Below are 12235 nucleotides of genomic sequence, written 5' to 3' on the forward strand. Positions count from 1 at the left end.
CCTGGAAGTCTTATTTTGTAACTATTCAGCCACACATGCACACTAAAGAGAGGTAAAAGGCGAAAGGCAAAGGGCAAAGGGCAAAGGGCAAAAATAGCTTGCATTGATGTTTAAGAATTTTTTCAATTTTTCGCCTTTCGCCTTTCGCCTTATCTGTTTAATCCGTGTTGATCTGTGGCTGAATAGTTACAAATGTTGTTAACCGGTCTACTGGACAACACAAAAAACCTCCCAACAGCCAACGGCAAACCGATTCAATAATACACCCTGAACGACCGCTGTATTTGCTCAAACTCATACAGATAAGGCTGTGCCACGTCGTGATTGGCGGCTACGACCAGTAAATCATGGGAAAAAACCGAGGTGTTGTACCAGTTGAAACTGCCTTCTATAACGATATAGTCGTCAATAATGCAATATTTGGAATGGACCGGGGAATACGGCACTGGATGGTCGTCTTGCCCGTAAATCAAACCTACCGGAATACCGGCATGCTTTAACCGGTCTACTGTTGGCAACAATGGCCGATTCAGTTCATCGTGCATCGACCGTTCTATACCGACACGGCCCTGTCTGGCAAGATGGCCGTTCAGTAAAATATGCACATAGACGCCTCGGTTCTTGGCATGTATCAATGCATTGACCACGCTATCATGATGATCTCCCAACAAATCGCCAATCAAAAACAATGACACCTTGATCGAATGCCGGGCGCGGTGTATTTCCGCCAATATGGCATGATGAGGACGATAGGGCTTGCCGTTAAGCATGACGTGCCGACCGAAGGTATAAAGCAAGTTGAAATGGCTTAATGGATCAATACCGTATTTTTGAATGACGCCGCCGCGCTGGCTTTGAAAGATGTTATCCAACAGACGGCAGATGCCTTTGGAGTGGAAGGTCATGCCCGATTCCCAATTAGCCCACCAGCGATCGAAAGTGATATTGAATGAACCCAGTATGCTGTCTTCGTCATTAAAAATGATGAATTTGGTGTGCATATCCGGTTCCACTTCGATCAGGTGATGCTTGGGACTGCAAAAAACGCCGATCAATTCAACCCGCGAACGCTTCAATCGCGCATAGTTTTGGCTGTTGGTCAGGGTCATTTTGCGCCAATCAACGATGCACTGCACCAATACCCCCTGGTCGCTGGCGCTTAGCAAATGGGTAATAAAATCATGGTCGTCAATGCAATCCACGCTGACTTTTATCGTGCATAAGCGCCCCGGATGCTCGTGCTTGCAGCGGATTACCTTGTCGATAAGGTCGTGAATATAACGCTTGGGGTGATAAGGATGGTGCTGCTGCCCCTTGGTGAATTTGGGCACCAGTTGCAAGGCTTCAAAATGATGGTTATACCAATCCACATCGCTCTGTAATTCGCCGGCATTCAACTCATGAGTCCGGTAACTGCTGGGGGTTGCCCAATCCCCGGTAATTTTTCGATACTGCGCTTGGTCACCCTGAATCTGGTGCCAGTCCATAAAGATATATTCGTTCTGGGAGGCGATCGAGCGCTCATCCAGATGCACAATAAAGGCGAACTTAATGCAGTTAATTTGGCCGAAGTTGTTTGAAAACGGGTGAATATAAAAGTCCCGCGTAGAGCGTTTGTGACAGTCCCAATGAATATCATAAGCATCGGTATCGACGATGTAGGTTTCGCATACCGCATCGCGGTAGACTTTTAAGATAACCTTGACATTAGCCTGAACGCCGTAAAACACATCAAAATCTATTTTTCCCCAGCGGATGTAGAATTTGTCATTAAAATCGTTCACTCTTTGAAAAGAACCGCCCAGGTTGCCATGAATGGGCGAAGCGTAGTGTTCAGCTATCTGCATAGGTTTATCTCCATAAGGGTAAAGACTTGTAGCTTGCAATTTTGTCTCATGTCCATGCGCTGCTTAAGACTAGCGCTCCCATCTTTAATACATAAGGTCTCTGTGGAACATTGCGGAGTGCAGGCTTCGCCTGCCTGGCAGGCGAAGCCTGCACTCCTGTTTTAAATCTTAGGCTCAAACGTCATAAAATAACCGCAATGATCGGAAACTCTCCCATAATCCGACTCGGTAAACAGGATCTTCGCGGAAGTAACCTTCAGGTCACTGGCTTTATTTAAAAATATATAATCAATCCGATAATCATCGCTCGGATAATTTTGCCAGTGAGCGTCATTGACCCTGAATATTTTTTCAAACACGCCCTGCGAATTGACCGCTAAATACTGGTCATCATATTGGTGTCCATCGGCCACCAGATGATAGCCGGTCGAGCCGCCGGCAATATTAAAATCGCCGCACAACAAGGTGGCTTTGACCTGAGCCGAATGCTTGGCTTCGGCCCATTCGCACAAGCATTGAAATTGCTCGGCAAAGCCGTCTTCCCACCAGCTTAAATGCACCGAAAAGACGTTCACCCGCCCGATATAAGGCACCTTGATTTGAGTCATGACCACTTTTCGGGAATGAATATTGTGGATATCATCGCTGGCCGACACATACTTGGCATCCTGTTTGATGAGCGGATACTTGCTTAAAATGGCAACGCCTTCGCGGTACTTGCCAAAGCCCAGATGCGACCAGTCGGTATGGAGATGGTAGGGCGTAGCGAGGCGATCATTGATTATTTTTGCGGAATTTGTCTGCCAGTCCCCTGCCCCGTCATTCCAAAGTTCAGCCACTTCCTGAAAACAAACCACGCCAACATTCAGTTCGTCAATCGCCTTGGCTATTTGGGAAAACTTATAATCCTGGTTATCTTCCTGATAACAGTGCAGGTTAAGGATCATAACTTTTAGCGGCTCGTGGCTGAGCGAGTAGTTAAGGCCGTGGTTATTGTCCCAAAAAAGCTGGCCGTTGCGCTCAACACAGATGCTGTATTCCAAGCGAAACGCTTGACCGATTCTAAGCCAGGTTTTCCAGATTGCAACGCCGTACTGATTGGGATTTCTGGCATTGCTGAGCGCCGCTTTGTCCCAGCAATTCCTTTTAAAATGGCAAAGGGTGATTTGAGTGTGCTGCCAGTTATCCGTCGTCCAGTGCACAGTGACTTTGTCGGCAGGGTCAAAGCCATCGACAGCAACCGTGATCGGGATGTTTTTTTGTCCGTCATCCAGCTTGCTTGCAAAATCGATGTTCAAAACCGGGACTGCACCAGCCAGCATGATGCCTGAGTCGGCTTGGCTGGAATAATTCAAGCCTTGATTGTTGTCCCAGTGCTCGGCATTAGAGGCCCGGTAGCGCAACCCGAACTCGATATTACCGGGCAGCGACTTATCCGGAGCAGGATGAAAGTGTATCCGGGCCTGCCAGTACTCTTTAGCGTGTCCCGAGTTGCTGTGATAGCTTGCAGGCAGGGTTTGCCAGATGCCGTCTTCACCCGACCAAACCACGTCAACCCGTTTGTCGTAACTGTCGTTTTCCACCTGCATAAAAAAGCTCAGCGTCTGCTGAGCGCTTTCCTTTTTCCGGCTAATCACATTTTCAACATACAGCAGTTGGATCTTGTTCATCCGTTGTCTCCGGTGATTGCTGGCCTGAAATGCAGGTCAGAAGGAAAGATAGTAGATTGATTCACCACGAAGACACGAAGGACACGAAGGACACGAAGCTTAGCTAAGATAAAACTTCGCGTCCTTCGTGTCGCCTAGAGACGCCTACTTTTAGCTTCGTGGTGCTCTGCTTTAAGTTGATGTGTATTAAAGTTTATAATCCGCCCCTACTTTTGAAGGATTGTAATCCCGAAAATCAATGTCAGGAAAAATATTGTCCATAATCTCAAGGGCGGTCAGGTAACGCTCATTGATCCTGTTCTTGCGAATGCTGTCGTGCAAATAGTTAAACCTGGCCAGATGATCGGTAACACGCTTGTTCGCATAATCGATAGTTGTCCCCGATTTCAGGATAAACGGCCAATCGGAAGCTTGGGCAAGCAAAATCGACCGGGCCGCCTGATTCAAGGCTCGCTTCTGCAATGGAGTAACCGCCACTCTTCGAAGATCCCGCGCCAATTGTTCCATCTCCTGTTCGGCCTTGTGCAGCAAGGGGTAAATCCAGTCATTTGTTTCATTGATCCAGTAGCTGGAATAACCTTGATCGCCCCAGGTTGACGCAGCTGGCGTTGCGATCTGAGCCGGAGACTGCTGTTTTAAATAATCCGAACAACTGGCGAGCTGGACGCCGTTGCTATCTTCGCTTGCCAGCCTCAGCACGCATTCCAGCCAGTGCGTACCTTCGAACCACCAATGGCCGAACAGTTCGGCATCGTAAGGCGCAACTATAATGGGTGGCCTGTCCATCGCAGCGCCAAGCCGATCGATTTGATGTTGCCGTTTACCGATAAAATCCAGCGCATGCTCATACGCCTTTGCCAAGGCCTGCCTCGGGTTATAAATCTGCTTGGGCAGGTTCCCGCCGGTCACGCGGTGATACTTTATCCCGGTATTGATGCGGGTTTTACCGTCGAGAATATAGGGCGCGACATAATCCAAATCCAGATCAAAACCGATATCGCTGTAGTATTCCCGGTAGTCGAAATCGCCCGGATAGCCTTCCTTTGCGCTCCAGACCTGCTTTGATGACTCAGGATCGCGCGCAAACGCCGCGACGTCGTTACCGCAATCCAGCGGCGCATAAACGCCATTACGGGGAGACTGGCTGGCATCCATAACGCCGTGACTATCGACGAAAAAATACTTGATACCGGCATCGGCCAGCACCGTCTCAAGGCCCGGATAATAGCCGCATTCAGGCAGCCAAAAACCGGTCGGGGCGCAGCCTAAATTAGCTTTAAACGTTGCGATGCCGGTATTGACCTGGTTGCGGACTGCGGTTTCGCTGACATTCAGTAGCGGCAAAAAGCCGTGGGTCGCGGCCGTTGTTATCAGCTCAAGCTTGCCGGTGGCCTGGTGTTTTTTAAAAGCCGACAGCAAATCGCCGTGGTAAAGCTCTTGGTAAGTGTTTAGCTCATCCAGGAAAAAGCGGCGATAGAGCCGCGCCAGTTTTTGATATTCCGGCTGTTTGCGGGTTCTGATAATTTCCTTTTCAGCCAACTCCAGCCGGCTATGCAGATATTTCAGGTACCGCGTTTGCAGCAGCTCGTCGCGCAGCATGGCAATCAGCGTCGGCGACAATGACAGCGTCAGCCGGTAATCGACGTTATCCGCGTGTAGCCGCTCAAGTACGCCGATCAGCGGCAGATAGCATTCGGTTATGGCTTCGAACAGCCAGTTCTCCTCAAAGAAACTGTCATGTTCAGGGTGACGCACATAGGGAAGATGGGCGTGAAGAATAATACTCAGCATTCCTTGCTGACAAGAAGCGTAATCGGAACGAGGCAAGCTTTTTGTCATCACGTTGATTTGCTGATTCCCTGGCCTGAGGCGTTTTTGCCCAGGCAATAAGTGGCGTTTTCATGACCTTGGCGCCACGTTGCCCCTGCATGAGGGGCATGAATAATATTCGAGTGCGCGAAAGCGATAAAACCATCCTCTTCGCAACAGATGCCAATGGCGGCTGAATAAGCCGTTTCATTAACCGGGTTGGGCAGGGATACTTGGTGCCGAGGGCTGGGACTGTCAATGGCAATGTCGAACCATGCTACCGTTTCGGTAGCGGTCTGTTCTTGCTCAGGTTGCGAATAAATCCTTAAGGTAAGAGGGCCTTTGTCCTCGTTGTCAGGCGCGGCGTTTTCCCGGTTTTCTCCAAGGTTCCAGTAGGCATAAAGGTGTCCGGGATCGACAGGCAAAAGGGTGACTTCGGGAATATTGTGGGACGCCTTGGGTGCAAAGCTCCGGCTAATCTCATCTCCGATATCGAGCAGTTCCTTTGGCGAAAGCCTGATTTTTTCAGCAAGCTCCGGCATCCCGCTTGAAAAGCATGGCGTAAAATTACGGCTGATTTCCTGGCTTATTTCAAGTACTTCACTCGCCGACAGGCTGATTTTGGAATTGTATCCTGAATGCAAAAACGTCATCACCATCTTAACCGTTACGATTGCCCTATCTAAAATGCTTCCTTACACCTAACCCATCTTTTTTCTTAGATTAAAGATGACCTAAAAAAGCAACTTTTCCCAAGTATACGTAGTAAATTCCACAGGGTCTAGCTACGGATTTAATTACACTGGAAACGCACCGGCATTTTCTACTGGCGGCACATCCCTATAGTTTGGTTGCAGCTTAATGCGGCAACTTTTTATACGCATAATTTCCGGCCTTTTGCGCAATGCTATCAAAAATCGGGCAAAACAACGTACGACGGTCAAAATCAGGGAAACTATGGGGCAAGCCTCTGGTTCGACCAAGGCCGTATCAATGCGCGAATCCCTGCCAACGGTTTTGTTGTGCTTGTTAAACAATGAAAGCCGGAACGGATAACAAGTCCGTTCCGGTCAGCAAAAACACAATTCAGTATTCCACATTCTCAAAAACCACAACACTCCGGGCATTGACCGAATAACGGTTTTCGTGAACCGGTTGTTGGTCTTGTCTCGGCACGATATCCTGAGGCGACTTCAGCGCTGTGTCCAAAGCCAAACACCATGCACGGCCGGGAATCACCGGCAGTTCAATGTAAACTTGTTGTTCGGACATATTCATTACAACATGCAGATCGGGGTCGTCATCTTCAACGCCGGCCAAGGTAAACGCCAAAAATTTCGCGTCATGATTACCCCATAGCGGCTTGTTGAGTTCAATGCCGTGCCACTGAATTTCGGCTATGCCCCTGTCATTGTGTCTTCCGGCCAAAAAGCGCCGCCGCATGATGGACGCATGCCGGGTACGCAGCGTTATCATGAGCTGGACAAAGCGCAGCATATCGGCATGTTGTTCGGTCATATCCCAATCTATCCAGGACAACTCGCTATCCTGGCAGTAGCAATTGTTGTTGCCGCGCTGAGTGTTCAGCAACTCGTCGCCTGCCAGCAGCATCGGAACCCCATGACTGAGCAACAGGATGGCGAAAGCGTTTTTCACCTGTTTCCGGCGCAATGCCAAAATACTTAAATCTTCGGTCTCTCCTTCGATGCCGCAATTGAAACTTAAGTTATTGTTGCAGCCATCCTTGTTATATTCGCCGTTAGCGTAATTATGCTTTTCGTTATAACTGAACAGATCATACAGCGTAAAACCGTCGTGACAGGTTACAAAGTTGATGCTGTTGATCGGCAATCGGCCTTTGTGTTCGTACAGGTCGTTACTGCCGCATAGGCGGGTTGCCAGCTCGTTGACCAACCCGGTATCGCCGCGCACAAAACGCCGGACAACATCGCGGTATCGACCATTCCATTCGCCCCAGCGGTAACCGGGAAAACTGCCGACCTGATACAGCCCGGCCGCATCCCAGGCCTCGGCAATCAACTTGGTCTTCGACAGTTGCTCTGAAAGCTCGATACCCCAGAGCAATGGCGGATCTTGCAGCACTTCACCGTTCTCCCCTCGCGCCAGCGCGCTGGCCAGATCAAAGCGAAAACCGTCAACGTGCATTTCCCTGACCCAGTATTCCAGGCAATTGATAATAAAGTTGGATACCAAAGGATGATTGGCGTTTACCGTATTGCCGCAGCCGGTATAGTCATGAAGAATGCTCTTGTCGAACTTGTCATGATGATAAAAAATATCATCGCCAATGCCCCTGAAATTAATAATGGGGCCTTCTGCGCCCGCTTCTGCGGTATGGTTGAACACCACGTCCATAATCACGCCGATGCCGGCCCGGTGCAGCGCCTTGACCAGGTCTCGAAATTCCTGCACATGCGTGCCCTGTTCCGGAGTCACGCAATAACCCGGATGCGGACTGAAAAAACTGTGCGTGCTGTAACCCCAGTAATTTTTCAAGCCCAGATCGGTGGTATGGACAGGCACATCCTGCTCGTCGAAAGCCATGATGGGCAACAGCTCAACGTGGGTAATGCCGAGTTCTTGCAGATAAGGAATTTTTTCAATCAGCCCGGCAAAAGTGCCTGGATTGGCGACTTTTGAAGAAGGATGCCGCGTAAAGCCGCCGACATGCAGTTCGTAAACGATGGCTCTTTCGCTACGAATGCGCAGCGGCACATCGCCTTCCCAATCATAACGGTCGTTGACGACAACGCAGCGCATCGCGGTCAGTTTATTGTCGCCCGGCAGGCACGCCGCCTTGCGGCTCCATCGTTTATGACTGACCGCACGCGCCCAAGGGTCAATCAGTTGCTTGTTTTTATCAAAATGCAATCCCGCTTCACGGATATGATTAGGCCCGTCCATGCGCCACGCATACCATGTGCCAACCGGCAACCCGGTCACATAAACGTGCCAGGAAAAAAAAGTTCGGTTGATATCTTCCTGCAACACGATGGTTTGGAAGGGTTCATCGCAGTCTGACGTGTCGAAAAGCAACAGTTCGACATGCGTCGCATAGCGGCTGAAAATGGAAAAATTAATGCCTTTCGTTTTAGCTCTGGCACCGGAAGGATAGGGATTACCCGGCCTTAACTGGTATTTCTTTTTGTGCATATTCACTTCTCACGCCTTGCACTCGCAAAGCTTAATTAAATAACTTGGGCTGTCTTCAATTGAAAACAGAAACTTATGAAAGAACTAAATTTCACTGATACTGATTATTGAAGACCTTACCGGCTTTTAACGGTTTGAATTCATAGACGCAACACATTTAAGAGGATACGGCTTTCGTCCAACAAGAAACAGCCGGATCAGGGCCTTACATCTCTGAAATAACGTCCAACGCCTCGGAAAGCATGGAAACGCCATGAATCTCTAAACCCTCGATAGTTTTTTTAGGCACGTTTGCCTTGGGAATAACCGCTTTCTTGAAGCCGTGTTTTGCCGCATCGTTAAGCCGCGCATGGCCATTGGCTACCGGCCTGATTTCGCCGCTCAGGCCGATTTCCCCAAAAAAGAACGCATCATGCGGAATGATTTTATCCTTCAGGCTGGACACAACGCCGACCACGATGGCTAAATCGGAACTGGTTTCCGTGACTTTTATGCCGCCGACCACGTTGGCATAAATTTCATCATTGGCGGTAAAAATGCCGCCATGCCGCGACAGCACTGCCAGCAGCATTGCCAGACGATTTTGATCAAAGCCCACCGCCAAACGCCGCGGATTGCCGTACTGGCATTCGGTCACCAGCGCCTGAATTTCCACCAACAGCGGCCGCGTCCCCTCCCACAGCACGGTCACCACGCTGCCGGAAGACGGCTTGTCGGGCCGGTTTAAAAACATCGCCGAGGGATTTTTAACTTCTTTGAGTCCGGTGCTGTCCATCGCGAAAAAACCCAATTCGCCGACGCTGCCGAATCGGTTCTTGTCTGCCCTTAACACCCGGAACCGGGCATCATCGGTTGATCCCAACATCACCTGGGTATCGACAATATGGCTCAAAGTCATAGGCCCCGCTAGCGATTGATCTTTGGTGACGTGCCCCACCATAAAAATCGATACGCCATGCTTTTTAGCGTATTGGGTCAAGTAGCTGGCCGATTCCCTGACTTGCGAAACCGACCCCGGCGCCGATTCGGTATCTTGGGTATGCATCACCTGAATCGAGTCGATGACCAGGATTTGCGGCTTGACTTCATCCAACACATCGCAGATACGCTGCACCGAAGTTTCGGCCAGCATCATGATCTTGTCCGCAGGCAGCTTGAGCCGGTGCGCCCGTTCGGCAATCTGTTGCAGCGATTCTTCGCCGGAAACATACAGCACGCTGACGCCGCGCGCGGCAATATTGGCAATGGTTTGCAACAGTAGCGTACTCTTGCCCGCCCCAGGCGCGCCGCCGATCAACACCACGCTGCCGCAGACAATCCCGCCGCCCAGAACGCGGTCGAATTCGGAAATTCCGCTAAAAATTCTTTCCGCCTGGGAAAGATTAACATCCGATAATAATTTAACCTCGGATCGGCTTCCGGCATAACCGGCCGAGCTTTTATTACGTTCCGACCCGCCCAGCCTGACTTCCTTGATGGTATTCCATTCGCCGCAGCTAGTGCATTGACCGCCCCAGCGAGGATAATCGGCTCCGCACTGGTCGCAGACAAATGCGGTTTTAATTTTCTTACTCATAACACTCTAAAAAATATCATCAACAGCGGTTAAATTACCGGGAACTATACACCCTTTGCTGTCAGCAATCGCTGACATTCAGCCGCATCCGGCCGCCCCTGTAAATACGATGCGCCGGGATCAACCGTAAAACGCGCATCCATCGCCGTGCGCCCCAGCAACATACGAAAACTCATGGTGTCGCGATTGGTCAGCGTCACTTCGGCTTTTATGAGCGATTGTCCCAAAATCATCTGGGTTTCTATCACATAGCGCCGTTGCGTATGTCCGCCGGAATCCATGACCAGCCTGCGATCTTTAACCGGCGCATGGCATTCAACCGCCACATCGGAGCGTTTTTGCATGGGATGGATGGCAAACATCACCCAATGTTCCCCGCCTTTTCGATAAGGCTCGATAGCGAACGCATGCAGCGCCGATGATCGGGCCCCGGTATCGATTTTTGCCTTAATCTCCGGCAGATTCAGTTCCGGCAGAGCCACCCATTCGCGCCAGCCCAACATTGGTTTATGTATCATCTGTGTAAAGCCTTACCCTAAAGTTATACTTTGACCCAACAACTGCCCGAACACCTGTAAAATGTGCGCCATTATGCTTGAATACAGCAAGCGGATAAAAATATTTATTAAATAAGGATAAGCCATGCCCGAATCACTGAGTTCCGCTTCCGACAAATCGGGTTTACCGCCCGGCTCATTGGTTCATGTTGGCGAAGTGCATGAACACGAACATAAAATTACCGTCATTGATTACAACAAAGCAACGCTAACCCGGCACACCATCAAGAACATTGACGAACTGCTGCCCTACCAAAGCACCGATACCGTCACTTGGGTCATTATCGACGGCCTTAGAGACGTCTCGGTTATCGACGCGATCGGCTGGCATTTTGGCATTCATGCGCTGATCCTTGAGGATATTCTTAACACGCATCAGCGCCCGAAATTCGAGGAATTTGATGATTATTTGTATATTGTTTTAAAAGCGCTGTCGCTGGCGGATGAATTTAATGTCGAATACGAACAGGTCAGCTTATTGCTGTTAAATAAGTTTGTTTTCACCTTTAAGGAAAAGCCGGATGAGATATTTGATCCCCTGTTCAGCCGGCTTAACAACGATAAAAGCCAAATCAGGAACCTTGGCACCGATTACCTGACCTATATCATCATGGATACCATCGTCGACGAGTATTTTGCCCTGCAAGACAACTTCGACGAACTGATTGAAACCGTCGAAGACGAATTACTGAGCAACCCATCGGCGCAAACCCTGAACACCATCCAAAAAATCAAGCGTGAATTGATTTTTTTACGCCGGAGCGTATCGCCGTTGCGGGAACTGCTGGCCTCCATTCAACGCAGCGAATCCCCGCTGCTCAATGACAAAACCAAGCGCTACTTCGGCGATGTTTACGATCACGTCATACGCGTCAGTGAAGCGATGGAATCGTACCGGGACTTGATCGCCGGCATGCTGGACATTTATTTGTCCAGCGTCAGCAACAAAATGAACGAAACCATGAAAATACTGACCGTGTTTGCGTCCATTTTTATCCCGTTAACCTTTATCGCCGGCGTCTACGGCATGAATTTCGAATACATGCCGGAACTGAAATGGAGATGGGGCTACCCGGCATTGTGGGCGGTATTTATCGGCGTGTCGGTATTGTTGCTCAGGTTTTTCAAGAAAAAGGACTGGATTTAAACGGCTCAAAACATTGTCATAGAAAAGACCATGCGCCTATTTTTAATAGCAATAGCGCCACCCTCTAAAATCAGGAGTATTTACAAAATAGCCGGGTAAGCTGTCGCAGCATCCAAAGGTAGCGATCCGTATCAAAATCAGGATAAAGCTTTTCTGATCCTCTGAAAGCTGCATTTTCGCCTGACGACCATCCAATTGAGCTCTTACAGCCCCCTTTCCTCTCGGATAAATATCCTATAAACTTAAAAATAGCTTGCTAATGAATAAGCAATTAAATATCTTGATTAAAACAGTAGGTTAAGAACAACCCGGTTAAACTGGCGCGGTGCGGATTGCCGCCAACAAGCACTTTACCAAGCAGGCACAAGCATGATTTTGGTTCAATGTAGCTGCTACTGTAACCCTGGATATATTTCTTACGGCCCGTTAATTCTGAGCCGACCATGAGACCCCCG

At 49.4% G+C, this 12235-nt stretch carries 8 protein-coding genes; 1 reads left to right on the plus strand and 7 read right to left on the minus strand.

Annotation, left to right across the window (positions count from 1 at the left end):
- Nucleotides 1–254 precede the first annotated feature (254 nt).
- The 7 genes from M0R47_RS07820 to M0R47_RS07850 form a co-directional block, all read right to left on the minus strand.
- Nucleotides 255–1847, minus strand: a complete 1593-nt coding sequence (locus M0R47_RS07820) for a phospholipase D-like domain-containing protein (RefSeq protein ID WP_292552752.1) — start codon at nt 1845–1847, stop codon at nt 255–257.
- Between the two features lie 161 nt (nt 1848–2008).
- A complete protein-coding gene (locus M0R47_RS07825; RefSeq protein WP_292552754.1) occupies nt 2009–3517 on the minus strand; it encodes an endonuclease/exonuclease/phosphatase family protein in 1509 nt (502 codons plus the stop codon).
- 186 nt (nt 3518–3703) lie between these two features.
- Nucleotides 3704–5356, minus strand: a complete 1653-nt coding sequence (locus M0R47_RS07830) for a 1,4-alpha-glucan branching protein domain-containing protein (protein WP_292552881.1) — start codon at nt 5354–5356, stop codon at nt 3704–3706.
- Nucleotides 5356–5979: a DUF4912 domain-containing protein gene (locus M0R47_RS07835; protein ID WP_292552757.1), complete on the minus strand. Its 624-nt coding sequence runs from the start codon at nt 5977–5979 to the stop codon at nt 5356–5358. Before M0R47_RS07835 ends, M0R47_RS07830 begins: the two co-directional genes overlap by 1 nt.
- A gap of 433 nt (nt 5980–6412) precedes the next feature.
- A complete protein-coding gene (glgX, locus tag M0R47_RS07840; protein WP_292552884.1) occupies nt 6413–8500 on the minus strand; it encodes a glycogen debranching protein GlgX in 2088 nt (695 codons plus the stop codon).
- Between the two features lie 205 nt (nt 8501–8705).
- Nucleotides 8706–10076 carry a DNA repair protein RadA gene (radA, locus tag M0R47_RS07845; protein ID WP_292552760.1) on the minus strand — a complete coding sequence of 457 codons (1371 nt, stop codon included), beginning with the start codon at nt 10074–10076 and terminating at the stop codon, nt 8706–8708.
- 44 nt (nt 10077–10120) lie between these two features.
- Complete coding sequence (locus M0R47_RS07850; protein ID WP_292552763.1) at nt 10121–10594, minus strand: ATP-dependent zinc protease; 474 nt, start codon at nt 10592–10594, stop codon at nt 10121–10123.
- Between the two features lie 124 nt (nt 10595–10718).
- Between M0R47_RS07850 and corA the strand changes: the two genes are divergently transcribed.
- On the plus strand, nt 10719–11780 hold the full coding sequence (gene corA / locus M0R47_RS07855) for a magnesium/cobalt transporter CorA (protein WP_292552766.1): 1062 nt from the start codon (nt 10719–10721) through the stop codon (nt 11778–11780).
- Nucleotides 11781–12235 lie beyond the last annotated feature (455 nt).

Origin of the sequence: Methylobacter sp. (assembly GCF_023227905.1) — a bacterium.
Taxonomy (GTDB): Bacteria; Pseudomonadota; Gammaproteobacteria; order Methylococcales; family Methylomonadaceae; genus Methylobacter_A.